The 15872-nt window shown below is 42.6% G+C and carries 14 protein-coding genes and 1 other annotated feature; of the genes, 10 read left to right on the forward strand and 4 right to left on the reverse strand.

Features of this window, described 5'->3' with window-relative positions; all coding sequences use genetic code 11:
- The first annotated feature begins 90 nt into the window (after positions 1 to 90).
- The 8 genes from hemA (at position 91) to ysxE (ending at position 8674) form a co-directional block, all read left to right on the forward strand.
- Positions 91 to 1434: a glutamyl-tRNA reductase gene (gene hemA / locus ACQYAD_RS15660; RefSeq protein ID WP_430239568.1), complete on the forward strand. Its 1344-nt coding sequence runs from the start codon at positions 91 to 93 to the stop codon at positions 1432 to 1434.
- A gap of 12 nt (positions 1435 to 1446) precedes the next feature.
- Positions 1447 to 2280 (forward strand): cytochrome C assembly family protein, encoded by an 834-nt coding sequence (locus tag ACQYAD_RS15665; RefSeq protein ID WP_430239571.1) that lies wholly within the window; start codon positions 1447 to 1449, stop codon positions 2278 to 2280.
- A 13-nt stretch (positions 2281 to 2293) separates the two neighbouring features.
- Complete coding sequence (gene hemC, locus ACQYAD_RS15670) at positions 2294 to 3229, forward strand: hydroxymethylbilane synthase (RefSeq protein WP_430239572.1); 936 nt, start codon at positions 2294 to 2296, stop codon at positions 3227 to 3229.
- Entirely contained in the window at positions 3226 to 4014 is a 789-nt protein-coding gene (locus ACQYAD_RS15675; RefSeq protein ID WP_430239575.1) for a uroporphyrinogen-III synthase, read from the forward strand. The genes hemC and ACQYAD_RS15675 overlap by 4 nt, the downstream gene beginning before the upstream one ends.
- A 1-nt stretch (position 4015) precedes the next feature.
- Entirely contained in the window at positions 4016 to 4996 is a 981-nt protein-coding gene (gene hemB / locus ACQYAD_RS15680; protein ID WP_430239578.1) for a porphobilinogen synthase, read from the forward strand.
- Positions 4997 to 5029: 33 nt separating this feature from the next.
- Complete coding sequence (gene hemL / locus ACQYAD_RS15685; protein ID WP_430239580.1) at positions 5030 to 6316, forward strand: glutamate-1-semialdehyde 2,1-aminomutase; 1287 nt, start codon at positions 5030 to 5032, stop codon at positions 6314 to 6316.
- A 109-nt stretch (positions 6317 to 6425) separates the two neighbouring features.
- The gene (spoVID, locus tag ACQYAD_RS15690) at positions 6426 to 7568 is read left to right on the forward strand and encodes a stage VI sporulation protein D (RefSeq protein WP_430239581.1); all 1143 of its coding nucleotides are present in this window, start codon (positions 6426 to 6428) and stop codon (positions 7566 to 7568) included.
- A gap of 74 nt (positions 7569 to 7642) precedes the next feature.
- Entirely contained in the window at positions 7643 to 8674 is a 1032-nt protein-coding gene (ysxE, locus tag ACQYAD_RS15695) for a spore coat protein YsxE (RefSeq protein WP_430239583.1), read from the forward strand.
- Between the two features lie 15 nt (positions 8675 to 8689).
- On the opposite strand, the gene ACQYAD_RS15700 is transcribed toward ysxE, so the two are convergent.
- The gene (locus tag ACQYAD_RS15700; RefSeq protein ID WP_430239585.1) at positions 8690 to 8881 is read right to left on the reverse strand and encodes a hypothetical protein; all 192 of its coding nucleotides are present in this window, start codon (positions 8879 to 8881) and stop codon (positions 8690 to 8692) included.
- Positions 8882 to 9093: 212 nt separating this feature from the next.
- Positions 9094 to 9326: a binding site (T-box leader), on the forward strand.
- Positions 9327 to 9372: 46 nt separating this feature from the next.
- Here ACQYAD_RS15700 and ACQYAD_RS15705 point away from each other — a divergent pair.
- A complete protein-coding gene (locus ACQYAD_RS15705; RefSeq protein WP_430239587.1) occupies positions 9373 to 12021 on the forward strand; it encodes a valine--tRNA ligase in 2649 nt (882 codons plus the stop codon).
- A gap of 64 nt (positions 12022 to 12085) precedes the next feature.
- Positions 12086 to 13393: a bifunctional folylpolyglutamate synthase/dihydrofolate synthase gene (locus tag ACQYAD_RS15710; RefSeq protein ID WP_430239589.1), complete on the forward strand. Its 1308-nt coding sequence runs from the start codon at positions 12086 to 12088 to the stop codon at positions 13391 to 13393.
- 54 nt (positions 13394 to 13447) lie between these two features.
- Here ACQYAD_RS15710 and ACQYAD_RS15715 read toward each other — a convergent pair whose 3' ends face one another.
- Genes ACQYAD_RS15715 through ACQYAD_RS15725 form a run of 3 tightly spaced genes read right to left on the reverse strand, consistent with a single transcriptional unit; the run spans position 13448 to position 15814 of the window.
- Positions 13448 to 14899, reverse strand: a complete 1452-nt coding sequence (locus ACQYAD_RS15715; protein ID WP_430239591.1) for a type II secretion system protein — start codon at positions 14897 to 14899, stop codon at positions 13448 to 13450.
- A gap of 5 nt (positions 14900 to 14904) precedes the next feature.
- Positions 14905 to 15405, reverse strand: a complete 501-nt coding sequence (locus tag ACQYAD_RS15720) for a PulJ/GspJ family protein (protein ID WP_430239592.1) — start codon at positions 15403 to 15405, stop codon at positions 14905 to 14907.
- Complete coding sequence (locus ACQYAD_RS15725; RefSeq protein ID WP_430239594.1) at positions 15392 to 15814, reverse strand: type IV pilus modification PilV family protein; 423 nt, start codon at positions 15812 to 15814, stop codon at positions 15392 to 15394. Before ACQYAD_RS15725 ends, ACQYAD_RS15720 begins: the two co-directional genes overlap by 14 nt.
- Between the last annotated feature and the right edge of the window lie 58 nt (positions 15815 to 15872).

Consider the following 15872-nt stretch of genomic DNA (forward strand, 5'->3'; position numbering starts at 1 on the left):
TTCACATATTTATCAAAATTTTTATGCCCAAACATGATATAATTAGACTAGTTAATTTTGCAATTCAAACATGGGGGTGACTTTTAACAAATGCATATTGTGATGGTGGGTCTAAATTATAAAACTGCCCCTATTGAAATTCGTGAGCAGTTAACATTTAATGAAGCAGACCTAGGGGAAGCAATGAAAAAATTACAAACTAAAAAAAGCATCCTCGAAAACCTGATTGTTTCTACTTGTAATCGGACAGAGATTTATGCGGTTGTTGATCAGCTGCATACTGGACGTTATTATATAAAAGAATTTTTATCCGAGTGGTTTCAACTGGAACAGTCTGATTTTGTTCCCTATTTAAATTATTTTGAAGAGGACAATGCGGTAGAGCATCTCTTTACGGTTTCATGCGGGCTTGATTCAATGGTCCTTGGAGAAACACAAATCCTTGGCCAGATTCGGACGGCTTTTTTAGCAGCGCAAAAAAATGAAACAACTGGTACGATTTTCAACCAGCTGTTCAAACAAGCTATTACAGTGGCCAAACGCGGACACTCGGAAACGGAAATTGGCGCAAATGCCGTTTCTGTCAGCTATGCAGCGGTAGAACTTGCCAAGAAAATCTTTGGTTCGCTCGACCACAAGCACGTTGTGATCCTTGGTGCCGGGAAAATGGGCGAACTGGCTGCTCAGAATCTGCATGGCAGCGGTGTAAAAAAAGTGACGGTACTAAACCGGACATACGAAAAAGCGATCGATCTTGCCAGCCGATTTAACGGCCAGGCAAAAACGATGGAAGAGCTTGAGAGCTCTTTAGTTGATGCGGATATTTTGATCAGTTCAACAGGGGCAAAGGACATCGTTATTTCAAAAGAAACAATGGCTCGTGTAGAAAAAATAAGAAGAGGCAAGCCGCTGTTTGTCGTTGATATCGCTGTTCCCCGTGATCTCGACCCAGGAATTGCCGAGCTGGAAAATGTTTTTTTATATGATATTGATGATTTAGAAGGAATCGTCGAAGCAAACATGCTGGAGCGCAAAAAGGCAGCAGAAAAAATCCAGCTAATGGTTGAAAGAGAAATGGTCGAATTCAAGCAATGGCTGTCCGTACTTGGGGTCATTCCGGTTATTTCAGCATTAAGAGAAAAGGCACTTGCGATTCAGGCAGAAACAATGGAGAGCATTGAGCGCAAGATTCCTCATTTATCTGAACATGATCGGAAAGTACTAAATAAGCATACAAAAAGCATCATCAACCAGCTGTTAAAGGATCCAATCCTTCAGGCGAAAGAATTAGCTGCCCGGCCTGACGCAGAGCAAACCTTGGATTTATTTAAAAAGATTTTCAATATTGAAGAGCTTGTGGAAAAGCAGCAAGCAATTGCAGCAGAGACCCCAAAAGCAGCGATCAACAAACCACTGGCTTCTTTTCAGCCGTAAGAGGAATCATTTATGTTTGAGATCTATATGACCAAACTGCATGAGCTGACTGTCGTTGTGTATGCCTTCAGCGTGCTGTTATACTTTTGGGATTTCATTCACCATAACCGGAAGGCGAATCGGATTGCCTTCTGGTTACTTGCGTTTGTATGGGTATTACAAACGGTTTTTTTATTGCTGTATATGGTGAAAACAGGAAGATTCCCGGTATTGACGATTTTCGAGGGACTTTATTTTTATGCATGGGTCTTGATAACTTTGTCACTCGGAATCAATCATTTATTGAGAATGGATTTCATTGTTTTTTTTACGAATATCCTTGGGTTTATCGTTTTGGCCATTCATACCTTTGCCCCTGTGCAATATGAATCCCATTTGATCGGCCAAAAGCTGATTTCGGAATTATTGTTGATTCATATTACCATGGCGATTCTTTCGTATGGCGCGTTTTCGCTTTCGTTTGTGTTTTCCCTGCTTTATTTAATTCAGTACGATTTGCTGAAACGTAAGAAATGGGGCAAACGCCTGTTAAGATTAGCCGATTTGCAGCAGCTTGAATCACTATCCTTTATGCTGGCGGTAATCGGAGTGCCGATCCTCATTTTAAGTCTGATTCTTGGGCTTCAGTGGGCCTTTATTAAAGTTCCCGGACTCACATGGTATGACAGCAAAGTCCTTGGTTCCTTTGTTGTTTTAATGGCGTACAGCATTTATTTGTATTTAAGAATTGTAAAAAATTTCGCAGGAAAATCATTGGCACTCTGGAACATTGCTTCCTTTCTCATTGTATTGATTAACTTCTTCCTGTTCGGCCAATTATCATCATTCCATTTTTGGTATTCATAAAAGGAGGCTCCTCATGCGGAAAATTATTGTTGGCTCAAGACGAAGTAAACTTGCTTTAACACAAACAAACTGGGTAATTGAACAGCTGAAAAAACTCGGCGCTCCTTTTGAATTTGAAGTGCGGGAAATCGTGACAAAAGGCGATAAAATTCTTGATGTAACCTTGGCAAAAGTTGGTGGAAAAGGCCTGTTTGTCAAAGAAATTGAACAGGCGATGCTTGGCAAAGAGATTGATATGGCAGTACATAGTATGAAAGATATGCCTGCTGAGTTGCCAAATGGCCTTACCATTGGCGGCGTGCCTTTTCGCGAAGATCATCGGGATGCACTGATTTCAAGAGGCCATATTCCTTTAAAGGAATTGAAACCGGGTGCGATCGTTGGTACAAGCAGTCTGCGCCGCAGTTCACAGCTTTTGCTGAAACGTCCGGATTTGGAAATCAAATGGATTCGTGGAAACGTGGATACAAGGTTAAACAAGTTGAAAGAGGAAGAATATGATGTGATTATTTTGGCAGCTGCCGGCCTTTCCCGTTTAGGGTGGACCAGTGAAGTTGTCACCGAATTTTTGGATACAGATAGTTGTATTCCGGCAGTTGGCCAAGGAGCGTTGGCAATTGAGTGCCGGGAAGATGACAACGAGCTGCTCGATTTGCTAAAGCAATTTACTTGTCAGAAGACCGAAAAAGCTGTTCGGGCAGAGCGGGCGTATTTGCAAAAAATGGAGGGCGGATGTCAAGTCCCCATTGCAGGATATGCCGATGTAAATGACAACGGAGAAATTGCTTTGCATGCTCTTGTTGCCTCTCCTGACGGAAAAGAAGTATATAAAGAGAAAGTTTGCGGACAAGTTCCTGAGGAAGTAGGGCGGCTTGCAGCCGATCGTTTAATTCAAAAAGGGGCAAAAGATTTAATCGACAAGGTAAAGCGGGAGCTTGAAGGGCAATGACGGCTCCTCCCCCTTTGAAAAATAAAAAGGTGCTTATTCCGCGGGGAGAAAAGCAGGCAGAAGCTTTTTCAAAACTTGTGGGAAAATATGGTGGAATTCCTGTGGAGATCCCGCTTATTGCCTTTCGTCCCGTTAAACGCACTTCGGCGCTTGAGAGATTTTTACAGCGATTGAATCAGTATGATTGGATCATCTTTACAAGCAATGTTGCAGTCGATACCTTTTTATCATTTTTGGATAAAGCCTCGTTCACAAGCCTGCCCAAAATAGCTGTGATTGGGAAAAAAACAGCGCAAGTAGTATCAGCTAAAGGGTTGAAGGTTGAGTTTACACCGTCCCAATATGTCGCCGAGACGTTTGTCACCGAGTTTTCCTCCTTAATACAGCCTGGAATGACTATTTTTATTCCAAAAGGAAATCTTGCGAGAGAATACATTGGCAAATCATTAAGAAAAAAGGGTGCCGTTGTTGACGAGGCTATTGTGTATGAGACGTATTTGCCGGTAGAGAACCGTGCAAAGCTGTCTGAAATGATTGTTGCCGGAAAGTTGGATATTTTGCTGTTCACAAGTCCGTCTACCGTGGATCATTTTATGGAAATTGTCAGCGAATACGAACTTAAAGACCATCTGGCGGATTGCTTGATCGGGTGTATTGGCCCTATAACCGAGAAAAAATTGTTCACATACGGCTTGCCGGTACACGCTTCCCCAAAGGTGTACACGGTTGAGGAAATGGTTAAATGTATGATTACGTATCTTGAAGAAAAAAATAGAGGTGTTTAAAATGGATTTGCAATTTTCACGTCATCGCCGCTTACGCTCTGGCGCGAACATGAGAGCATTGGTCAGAGAAAATCAACTACACGCGGAAGATTTTATTTACCCGCTCTTTATTGCCGAAGGCGAAAAGATTCGAAATGAAGTTTCGTCAATGCCGGGAGTATACCAAGTTTCGCTGGATCACCTTGAGACGGAAATCCAAGAAGTTGAATCACTTGGAATCAAATCAGTGATTCTATTCGGGATCCCGGCAACAAAAGATGCTTGCGGAACAGGGGCATATCATGATCATGGAATCATCCAGAAAGGGACGCGTTTGATCAAAGAAAAGTTCCCTGATATGCTTGTCGTTGCCGATACGTGCTTATGTGAATACACAGACCATGGCCATTGCGGCGTTGTTGAGGGTGAAAAAGTTCTCAATGACGAATCGCTTGACTTACTTGTAAAAACAGCGGTCAGCCAGGCGAAAGCCGGTGCCGATATCATTGCGCCTTCGAATATGATGGACGGCTTTGTTGCCGCGATCCGTGCCGGTCTCGATGAAGCAGGCTTTATCGACGTTCCGATTATGTCTTATGCCGTTAAATACGCATCTGCTTTTTATGGACCGTTCCGCGATGCTGCTGAAGGTGCACCGCAATTTGGCGACCGCAAGACCTATCAGATGGATCCGGCGAACCGTATGGAAGCATTTCGCGAAGCGGAGTCAGATGTGGCAGAGGGGGCTGACTTTTTGATTGTCAAACCAGGAATGCCTTATCTCGATATTGTTCGCGATATGAAAAATCATTTTAATCTTCCTGTTGTTGTATACAATGTCAGCGGCGAATATGCAATGATCAAGGCTGCTGCACAAAATGGCTGGATAGATGAAAAAAGCACGGTACTTGAAATGCTGCTTGGGATGAAGCGTGCCGGCGGAGACTTGATCATCACGTATTTTGCCAAAGACGCTGTCCGCTGGCTGCGTGAAGCGGAGTAATGGAACATAACCTTATCGAAAAGAGGGAATTCGATGCGTTCGTATACAAAATCGATTGAGGCTTTTAAAGAAGCGCAAAAGCTCATGCCAGGAGGTGTAAACAGCCCTGTCCGCGCCTTTAAATCTGTAAACATGGATCCAATTTTTATGGAAAAAGGAAAAGGATCGAAAATTTATGATATTGATGGCAATGAGTATATTGACTACGTTCTTTCATGGGGGCCATTAATCCTCGGCCATTCCAATGAGCGGGTAGTTGAAGCATTAAAAAAAGTAGCCGAAATGGGTACGAGCTTTGGTGCACCGACATTAATGGAAACGAAACTTGCCAAGCTCGTTGTCGAACGGGTGCCGTCCATTGAGATTGTCAGAATGGTTTCTTCCGGAACAGAAGCAACCATGAGTGCATTAAGGCTTGCAAGAGGGTACACCGGGCGCAATAAAATTCTGAAATTTGAAGGCTGCTACCACGGTCATGGCGATTCCTTGCTGATCAAAGCAGGTTCCGGTGTTGCCACCCTTGGACTTCCTGACAGTCCCGGAGTTCCTGAAGGGGTTGCGAAAAACACGATTACGGTTCCTTACAATGATCTCGAAGGCGTCAAGTATGCATTTGAACAATTTGGTGAAGATATTGCCTGCATCATTGTCGAACCTGTTGCGGGAAATATGGGCGTTGTGCCGCCACTAACGGGATTTCTCAAAGGCCTTAGGGAAATTACCGCAAAATACGGCGCCTTGCTGATTTTTGATGAGGTAATGACCGGCTTCCGTGTGGACTATCATTGTGCCCAAGGCTATTTTGGCGTGACACCTGACATTACCTGTCTAGGAAAAGTAATTGGTGGCGGCCTCCCTGTTGGCGCATACGGCGGGAAAGCCGAGATTATGGAGCAAATTGCGCCAAGCGGACCCATTTATCAGGCAGGAACGCTTTCAGGAAATCCACTGGCAATGACGGCTGGGTATGAAACATTGTGCCAATTAACGCCAGAGGATTATCAAGAATTTAGCCGCAAAGCGGATTTGCTTGAAAAAGGTTTCAATGAAGCAGCGGAAAAATACGAGATACCCCACACCGTAAATCGCGCTGGTTCGATGATCGGCTTCTTCTTTACAAATGAAAAAGTCATCAATTATGAAAAAGCAAGAACGTCCAATCTTGATTATTTTGCTTCTTACTATAGAGAAATGGCTAACCAGGGCGTATTCCTGCCTCCTTCACAATTTGAAGGATTGTTCCTGTCGACTGCTCTCTCAGACGAAGATATTGACAAAACCATTAAGGCAGCAGAAATGGCTTTTTCCAAATTAAAATAATTTTCAACAACACACCTGTCAATTGTGCGGGTGTGTTTATTTTTTTATCATAAATAAAAATGATTTTTCATAGAGTGTAAGTGACATAGTGATTTTTAAATAAACGGAAATGAAGGGAGGAGTCGCTTTGTCTCAGGAAAATCAATCGTGTCTGCGATTTTCTTTGGAGGAATCATTGTGGTTTAGAAAAGGACAGGAAGTCGAAGAATTGATTTCGATTTCGCTTGATCCCGATATCACCATCCAAGAAAATGACCAGTACGTGACGATACGTGGGTCATTGGAATTGACCGGAGAATATAAAAGCTTTCATGACGGCGAGGGAATGGAGGAAGAAGCGGAGTTTGCCCAAAAATATGTACAACGGGTGGATGAAGGCGACGAAGGGGTTTATGAGTTTGCGCATCGTTTCCCAGTTGATATAACGATACCAAATAATCGGATTCAAAGCATTTATGATATCGATGTGATGGTTGAAACCTTTGATTACTCTCTTCCAGAACGAAGTTGCTTAAAATTATCGGCCGAATTGACGATTTCCGGTTTGTACGGTGCCCGGCAGGATCAGGGGGATGAGGTTGAAGCTGTTTTTGCAAATGCGAGCCGCTTAGCCGAAGATTCAGTTAGTGAAAAAGCCGCTGAGGAAACAGCAGAAGCAAGTTCTGTGGAGGAGCAAGAACGTCCACTATTTGTAGTAGAAGCAAGAAAGCCGCTGGAAGACGAAAGCTCACGGGAAACGGTATCCTATCCGACATTTTCCTATCAGCCGCAAGGGAAACCTGTAGTTCAGCCCGCATTCACCCAATTTTCGGATTTCAGCCAGCCGGACCGCGGTGAAGAAAAGCCGAAAATCGAAGTAGTGGCAGAAGAAGTAAAAGATGAAGTCGAAGTAAACGAAGCTGAAGAAACAGAAGAGATAGAGATCGAAGAAAAAGAGACAGATGAAGAAAGTTCATCCTCCTCTTCAAGTGACGAAGGTCCTGTTTCGAAGCTAACTGATGCGATAAAGAAAAAAGTAACGAAAAAGAAAAGCATGTCCTTAACAGAATTTTTTGCCCGCAAAGAAGACCGTGATGAGCAGCAGGCAAAGTTAAAAATCTGTATTGTCCAAAAAGGGGAAACGCTGGATCAGATAGCGGAACGGTATGATGTCACATTTCAAAATCTTCTTCGCGTCAACCGGCTTGAAGTAAACCAGGATGTGTATGAAGGGCAAGTCCTCTATATACCGACAGCTTTCGCAAAAAAATAGTGGGAGACGAAAAATAAGCATGAGCGGGTAACCTATGTGCCTGCTCCTTATTTTTCTATTGGAGGATTTTAAAAATGAGCGGCGAAAATCGACTGGCAGTACTGGCGCCAATTTTGCGAAATTATCAGCTTGAACCGTACTTTGTAGAGGATTACGGCAATGTCCAGAAAGTCTATGCCAATAAAGGGACATTTGCGCTGAAAAAAATCCCTCCAAGCAACGGAACCGATTTTATTCGTCATGTCCACTCCCTTTATCAAATGGGTTTCAATCGAATTGTGCCGATTTATCCGACGATTGATGGGAGATATGCTGTTTTAGATCAAGCGTACCTATATTATTTAATGCCTTGGCTCCCGAACGATGAAAGGGAACAACGAGAGAAAAGGCATCAGCAGTTATTTCGTGAGCTGGCGCGAATGCACACATTATCGGCAAAAGAAATTACGATCAAAAAAGAAGAGCGGACAGAGCATTATGAGAAAACCTTGCAGCAATTTGAGAAAAATAAAGAGTTTCTTGACGGCTTTACGGAAGAATGTGAAAAAAAGGTTTATATGTCACCGTTTGAGTTGTTGTATTGTCTCTACTCTAACGAAATCAGTCAAGCGCTGAAATTTTCGAAAAGCAAATTTGAAGAATGGTATGAAATGACGAAGGAGAATGAAAAAGCAAGAATGGTCATTAATCATGGGAAAATCTCGATTGAGCATTTTTTGTATGATGACAGAGGGTACGGCTATTTTGCCAATTTCGAAAAAGCTGGCTATGGTTCACCTTTTCATGATCTTTTGCCATTTCTTTCGCGTACATTAAAAACCCGCCCACAGCGCAATGAGGAATGTGTGGAGTGGATTTACTATTATTACAAATATTTTCCATTACGAGCAGATGAAAAACTGTTGTTTTACAGCTATCTAGCCTACCCGTTTTCAATTATTCAGACCGTTGAGACCTATTTCCGGAAACCGGAAAAACGAAATGAATTAAAAGCAGTTCAGCAGCTGCAGCGTCAGTATTGGTATTTAAAAAATACGGAATATGTAACAATGAAAATGGTAGAATTCGATAACAGCCAACAGACAAAAGAAGGAGCCCCCGAGTAATAGACGAGGTGCTCCTTAAATCATTTCAAAATAAAGGGCCAGGGCAACTAAAATAAAAAAGATTAACAGTAAAATATCAAAGGTTGTTGGCAACAAAAGCGTGCGGATCCCTTGAAAAATGGTGAACGGAATAATAAATTGTCCACAAACACGTTTTACCTTTTGCATCCATGGAGGCAGGACATAGCGATTAAATCGTTTTTTCATCAAAACACTCCTTCCCTTCTTACACGTTATTAGTCTATGTATATTCAATCCCCTGTGTGTAATCCCTAAAATTATCAAGCCATCGGCAACGAACAAACTGCATGCTTTTATTTGAATCGCTTTTTTGTGGATCTTCGTATAAAATATAAAAAATTGGTTATCATGATTGACGACACTCCCCTTTTTTCGGTAGTATATTGATATAAATTCATACATAAGCAAAGACAGGGAAGAGTACAATGTCCCCCTGCTTCAAGAGAGGGAATCCAGTTTCTGGAAGGTTTCCTAAGCAGGCCATTGGAATGTCGCCCTTGAGCTTCTTTTGCGAAAGGACCAAGTTTCGAGTAGTGAAAGACGGAAGATGTCCGTTATTCTTGGAAGAGCCAATCGTTTTTTTGATTGGAAAAAAGGTGGTACCGCGAAGCAAACTCCATTCGTCCTTTTACGGCGATGGGGTTTTTTCATGTTCAGAAAGTGAAGGAGGATATTAAATGGATACAAATGATCTTTCAATGCCGACCAAATATGATCCGCAATCAATTGAAAAAGGGCGCTATGATTGGTGGGTGAATGGCAAGTTTTTCGAAGCGAAAGGCGAAGCAGCGAAACAACCGTACACCGTTGTCATTCCGCCACCGAACGTTACCGGGAAACTGCATTTGGGTCATGCTTGGGACACGACCCTGCAAGATATTATTACAAGAATGAAACGCATGCAGGGCTATGATGTTCTTTGGCTTCCTGGAATGGATCACGCCGGAATTGCAACCCAGGCGAAGGTGGAGCAAAAGCTTCGCGAAGAAGGTAAAAGCCGTTATGATCTGGGCAGGGAAAAATTTATCAAAGAAACTTGGAAGTGGAAAGAAGAGTATGCTGACCATATTCGCAAGCAATGGGCAAAGCTTGGCCTTGGCCTGGATTACAGCCGGGAGCGTTTTACCCTTGACGAAGGGCTCTCCGCCGCAGTCAGGGAAGTCTTCGTTTCCTTATACAAAAAAGGGCTTATTTACCGCGGTGAATATATTATCAACTGGGATCCATCAACCAAAACGGCCTTATCCGATATTGAAGTTATTTATGAGGATGTCCAGGGAGCGTTTTACCATATGCGATACCCACTTGCAGACGGATCCGGCACGATTGAGATTGCAACAACCCGTCCGGAAACCATGCTTGGCGATACCGCTGTCGCCGTTCACCCGGATGATGAACGCTACAAGCATCTAATTGGCAAAACGGTTATCCTCCCAATTGTCGGACGCGAGATTCCCATTGTTGGCGACGATTATGTTGATATGGAATTTGGATCAGGCGCCGTTAAAATAACCCCTGCCCATGATCCGAATGACTTTGAAATCGGCAACCGCCACAATCTTGAACGGATCCTCGTCATGAATGAAGATGGGACGATGAATGAAAAGGCCGGCAAGTACCAAGGACTTGACCGTTTTGAATGCCGCAAACAAATTGTGAAAGACTTACAGGAGCAGGGCGTTCTGTTCAAAATTGAGGACCATCTGCACTCTGTTGGTCATTCAGAACGGAGCGGTGCGGTTGTTGAGCCGTATTTGTCCACGCAATGGTTTGTCAAAATGAAGCCGCTCGCCGAACAAGCAATCGAGCTGCAAAAGCAACCAGAAGCGGAAAAAGTCAACTTTGTCCCAGACCGTTTTGAAAAAACATATTTGCATTGGATGGAAAACATCCGCGATTGGTGTATTTCCCGGCAACTTTGGTGGGGACATCGCATTCCTGCCTGGTACCATAAAGAAACAGGTGAGGTTTATGTTGATCACAAGCCGCCAACTGATATCGAAAACTGGGAACAGGATCAGGATGTGCTTGATACATGGTTCAGCTCTGCGCTATGGCCGTTCTCTACCCTAGGCTGGCCTAATAAAGATGCGGCTGATTTCAAACGTTATTTCCCAACCGATGCCCTTGTAACCGGTTATGACATCATCTTTTTCTGGGTATCAAGAATGATTTTCCAAAGCCTTGAATTTACTGATAGCCGACCGTTTAAAGATGTCCTGATTCACGGACTTGTCCGCGATGCTCAAGGGCGGAAAATGAGTAAATCACTTGGCAACGGTGTTGATCCAATGGATGTCATTGATCAGTATGGAGCCGATGCACTGCGTTATTTCCTATCCACCGGAAGCTCTCCGGGTCAGGACTTGCGCTTTAGCACCGAGAAGGTTGAAGCAACCTGGAATTTTGCCAATAAAATTTGGAATGCTTCTCGTTTTGCTTTAATGAATATGGCGGACCTTAAATTTGAAGATATCGATTTGACAGGCGAAAAATCGGTTGCAGATAAATGGATTTTAACCCGGTTGAATGAAACCATTGAAACGGTCACAAGGTTATCGGAAAAATACGAATTTGGCGAGGTTGGCCGCGCTCTTTACAATTTTATCTGGGATGATTTCTGTGATTGGTATATTGAAATGGCGAAGCTGCCTTTATATGGGGAAGATGAGAACGCGAAAGTCACGACCCGCTCCATTCTTGCCTATGTGTTAGACAACACGATGCGCTTGCTGCATCCGTTTATGCCGTTTATTACCGAAGAAATTTGGCAAAACCTTCCGCATGAAGGTGAATCAATTACAAAGGCAAAATGGCCAGCAGCAAAGGGTACATGGAATGATGAGCAGGCTGCTGTTGAAATGAAGCTTTTAATGGAAGTGATTCGCGCTGTCCGCAATATACGGGCTGAAGTAAACACACCCATGAGCAAGAAGATCAAAATGCTTGTAAAGGCAAAAGACGAAGAGACGCTGGCGATTATTGAGAAAAATCGTGCCTATATTGAGCGGTTCTGCAACCCGGAAGAACTTGTGCTCGGTACGGATATCGAAACACCTGAAAAAGCAATGACTGCCGTTGTCACAGGACTGGAAATTATCCTGCCGCTTGCAGGGCTGATCAATATTGAAGAAGAAATTGCCCGGCTTGAAAAAGAAATGGAAAAATTGAATAAAGAAGTAGAACGAGTACAAAAGAAACTGGGCAATGAAGGCTTTATGAAAAAAGCACCGGAAACGGTTATTGCCGAAGAACGGGCAAAGGAAAAAGATTATCTAGAAAAGCGATCAATTGTAGAAGCAAGAATCAACGAATTAAAGGGATAATGAACAAGCAGGCGAATCCAGAAATGGGTTCGTCTTTACCTTGTTACTGTTGGGAGATGCGAATATGGTAACGACCTATCAAGAAGCGTTGGATTGGATCCACGCCAGATTAAAACTTGGCATAAAGCCGGGTTTGAAGCGAATGGAATGGATGATGGAGAAGCTGGGAAATTCGGAAAAATCGCTTAAGACCGTTCATATTGGCGGGACGAATGGCAAGGGCTCAACGGTCACCTTTTTACGATCAATTCTTCAGGCTGGAGGATACACCGTCGGCACCTTTACTTCCCCATATATTGAACAGTTCAATGAACGGATTAGTTTGAATGGGAAACCGATCAGTGACGAAGAGATCGTTAAGTTAACAAATGTCATTCTTCCACTTGCGGATGAACTGGAAAAAACGGAGCTTGGCGGGCCGACAGAGTTTGAAGTGATCACGGCCATGTCCTTATACTATTTTGCCAATGTTCATCCCGTAGATATTGTTATATATGAAGTCGGCCTTGGTGGCAGATTGGATTCAACCAATGTGATCAAGCCGCTGCTTTCAATTATTACAAATATTGGGCTTGATCACACGGCAATTCTCGGAAATTCCTATTCGGAAATTGCTTTCGAAAAAGCGGGAATTATTAAAAAAGGAACCCCGGTGTTTTCGGCAGTACAGCAGCCCGATGCGATTAACGTTATTACGGAAAAAGCAAGGGAGATGACTGCACCGCTTTCCCTTTTGAATCGGGATTTTTCAATTTGTTCCCATTCAGCACTTGAACACGGGGAAAAATTTTCGCTGGAGACATCTGTTAGAATTTGGGGTGATTTAGAAATCGGTATGATGGGTTCCCATCAAACTGAGAACGCCTCCCTTGCTGTTATGGCAGCGGACTATTTAAGCCGTTTTGCTTCTTTTCCGCTCGTTGAGGCGGAAATGAGAACCGGTTTAAAAACAGCGTATTGGCCAGGAAGGTTTGAGGTTGTTTCAACCAACCCGCTTGTTATTGTGGATGGTGCTCACAATGATGAAGGAATCAAGGCACTTGTTGAAGTGTTAACAAGCCGCTTTCAAAATCGAAAGATCCATCTTATCTTTACAGCGTTAAAGGATAAAAAGCTTGATCAAATGATTGCCAGTCTCGATCAAGTAGCCGAAGAAATTGTATTTGTTTCATTTGAGTTCCCTAGAGCTTCAACAGCTGCCGAATTATATGACTTAAGCTGCTCTCCAAATAAGGCAGCAAATGAAGATTGGCAATCGGCTGTTGTGCAACAAATCGGGAAAATCGGGAACAATGATGTTTTGGTCATCACCGGTTCGCTTTATTTCATTTCCATTGTAAAACCATTCCTGCGCGACCTATTGCAAAAATAGAATCATTACTTACACTAAAAAGGAGAGGTTTTTTATCCCTCTCCTTTTGCAAAACTATTTACCGTAAATGGTATTTAATTCTTTTTTGGTGATTTTAGCCGCTGTGGGGATTCCTAAAGGTAAATTTTTGAGCATGTCTTGATTGTACACAATGGAAAGTCTTGAGTTTGTATCATTCAAGGCAGCCAAATTAATCGGGTTGCCATATATACCCCCAACGATTTTTACATTTGAAAGAAACCCTAACATATTTAGCGAAGAATTTGTATAGAAAAAAGCATTCATTACTTTAGGATTTTCGCGATCACTGTTGGAAAAAAATAAAGTAATCGGACCGTCGGAGGCGACGATCACTGTTTGACGCTCGGTATCGGCTCGAAAATCAGAAAGTTGTGCACCTTTACGTATATAAATTGTTCCATTGCTATTGATGCTGTCCTTAATCTCGACAAAATCATCCGCATAAATGGGTCCTTTTAGGGTCAGATTGGATAGGGTTGCGTAATTTTTTACATATAAATAGTTGTTTTCAGAAAATGTCAATGTCCCCGATAAATCAGCGGTGCCATAAACCATTAGGGAGCCATTGATCGTTAACGTGCTTCCTTCTTCCATTTGCAAATTCCCTGCCACAACAAGATTTCCGTTAATCGTGTACGATTCATTTTTTTTGACCTTTAGATTTGAATCAATAAAATAACCTGCCTCGTTCGGGTAGCGGCTTACGTCCTTTAATTTCGAAATGGTCATCGACGTTTTTATAGGTGTGCTTTTGGTTTGAATGGCATGGAGTACATCAATTGATGGAATTACAGTGTCTTGCCATTGCTGCACGACAGGCGGGATTGCAAAATATTTTTTTAAGTTATTTTCATCTGGGAAATATTCAGTTAACCCAAGAAAACCGGTATAATACTTTCCTTTTACCGTTAAATTTCCTTTAACAGAGGGGAAACCAAAAAAATTGAATGTGTTGAGATTGCCTCCGACTAAAACATTCCCTTCAATATACGGTGTACCATAAAGAACCAAATCTCCAGGTGTGACAACACCATAATGAAAAACCTCCGAGACAGTTGATAAATCCAATGTTTTCGTAATCGATTTTCCGGATTTTCCAATCGGAGCTTTTATCGTGACATGTTCAACATATACTCCGTTTGCTGTATTCTTGGGTGCATGCGTCAATGTAAACGGATGGGCTCCAAGGCTTTTGACTTGGTTAAGGGAGGCCTGCACCTGCGCTTGTATCGATTCAGGCGGCAATTGGTTGCTGCTTATAGCTGAATTAACTGCGGCGATGAGATTATCGATTTGCGCCATTGCTTCATCAATCGCCATTTCGGCGGATGCCTTTTCTTCTATAGATGTTTTGCTTGTGCTCACGAATTTTAGTGAGTTTGCGGTCAATCCCGCCAGCGTTAAACCGATTATGCTGACCACCGTAAAAATCACGAGAACGGTGAGCAATGTATACCCGCTATTTTGCTTCATGTATTTCAGCATTGCAATCACTCGCCTTGTAAGTTATAAAGCTTAAAAAAAGTAAATTGTTTATGGGTTTTGAGTTCTTCGATGACATAGTAAACTTGCAAATTTCCGTTTACTTGCTTAAACATTGTCTTTGCAAGGGAGTAACCATCCGCGTTCATTTGCCGATGGTTAATCAATAATTTGCCATCTGCCGTAATTTCAAACGGGACAACAAGCGTTTCGACCTGATCCGGCTGTTCCTCATTGATTCGCTGATCAATGCCTTGAAAGGATTGAAACGTTCCGTCTGCATTTGGTGTTCCGGTTCTTTCAATCAAGTCAATATTCAGCATCGCCTGATCAAACTGTTGGGTAATCAAGATGGACTCATTGCGCAGCTTTGTTTGCAAGGTTGATTGTTCAGCGGATTTCATCATAGAAAACAGGATCGAGTATCCAACAGCAAGAATAATAGAAGAAAGGGCAATCACGGCCAATAGTTCTACTAAAGTGAACCCCTTTTGATCAATTTTCCTCATTTCGTTTATACCCTTCTAATGAAGTTTGTTTTTTTATCCCATTTACTTCCGAAAAGACCGTCACTTTAATGACAATCAGCCGGTTTTGCAGCTGCGGTTCTGGGTGTTTTTGAAACTCGACTTGTGCTGAATAAGAGCCGTAATCAAAGGAAGGATCCATTTGCAACTGGCTCTGTATATCAATTTTTTCGCTTGTTCCAACCCTTTGAGCGAGATCCGGGAAGCTCATTTTTTTATAGCTGTTTAATAGGCTCTCTGCCAGCTGAATGGCAGAGTATTGTTTGGAAATACCATTCGATTGCTGGTAGCTGTTAACGAAGTAGGCGCCAATAATGGTGAAAAGAATCGAAATCAGTAAAATAGACACTAAAACCTCAATCATCGAGAAGCCGCTTTGGCTTCCACTCATTTTGTATTTTCTCATTTTTCCACCACACTTATTTGGCTGAATAATTTTGGATATTCTT

Origin of the sequence: Neobacillus sp. SM06, from assembly GCF_050496765.1 — a bacterium.
Lineage (GTDB): Bacteria > Bacillota > Bacilli > Bacillales > Cytobacillaceae > JAEVLT01.

Bases quoted from the DNA above. Each gene is read 5' to 3' on its own strand.
- hemA (WP_430239568.1), top strand. From the start codon at position 91: ATGCATATTGTGATGGTGGGTCTAAATTATAAAACTGCCCCTATTGAA.
- ACQYAD_RS15665 (WP_430239571.1), top strand. From the start codon at position 1,447: ATGTTTGAGATCTATATGACCAAACTGCATGAGCTGACTGTCGTTGTG.
- hemC (WP_430239572.1), top strand. From the start codon at position 2,294: ATGCGGAAAATTATTGTTGGCTCAAGACGAAGTAAACTTGCTTTAACA.
- ACQYAD_RS15675 (WP_430239575.1), top strand. From the start codon at position 3,226: ATGACGGCTCCTCCCCCTTTGAAAAATAAAAAGGTGCTTATTCCGCGG.
- hemB (WP_430239578.1), top strand. From the start codon at position 4,016: ATGGATTTGCAATTTTCACGTCATCGCCGCTTACGCTCTGGCGCGAAC.
- hemL (WP_430239580.1), top strand. From the start codon at position 5,030: ATGCGTTCGTATACAAAATCGATTGAGGCTTTTAAAGAAGCGCAAAAG.
- spoVID (WP_430239581.1), top strand. From the start codon at position 6,426: ATGAAGGGAGGAGTCGCTTTGTCTCAGGAAAATCAATCGTGTCTGCGA.
- ysxE (WP_430239583.1), top strand. From the start codon at position 7,643: ATGAGCGGCGAAAATCGACTGGCAGTACTGGCGCCAATTTTGCGAAAT.
- ACQYAD_RS15700 (WP_430239585.1), bottom strand. From the start codon at position 8,881: ATGAAAAAACGATTTAATCGCTATGTCCTGCCTCCATGGATGCAAAAG.
- ACQYAD_RS15705 (WP_430239587.1), top strand. From the start codon at position 9,373: ATGGATACAAATGATCTTTCAATGCCGACCAAATATGATCCGCAATCA.
- ACQYAD_RS15710 (WP_430239589.1), top strand. From the start codon at position 12,086: ATGGTAACGACCTATCAAGAAGCGTTGGATTGGATCCACGCCAGATTA.
- ACQYAD_RS15715 (WP_430239591.1), bottom strand. From the start codon at position 14,899: ATGCTGAAATACATGAAGCAAAATAGCGGGTATACATTGCTCACCGTT.
- ACQYAD_RS15720 (WP_430239592.1), bottom strand. From the start codon at position 15,405: ATGAGGAAAATTGATCAAAAGGGGTTCACTTTAGTAGAACTATTGGCC.
- ACQYAD_RS15725 (WP_430239594.1), bottom strand. From the start codon at position 15,814: ATGAGTGGAAGCCAAAGCGGCTTCTCGATGATTGAGGTTTTAGTGTCT.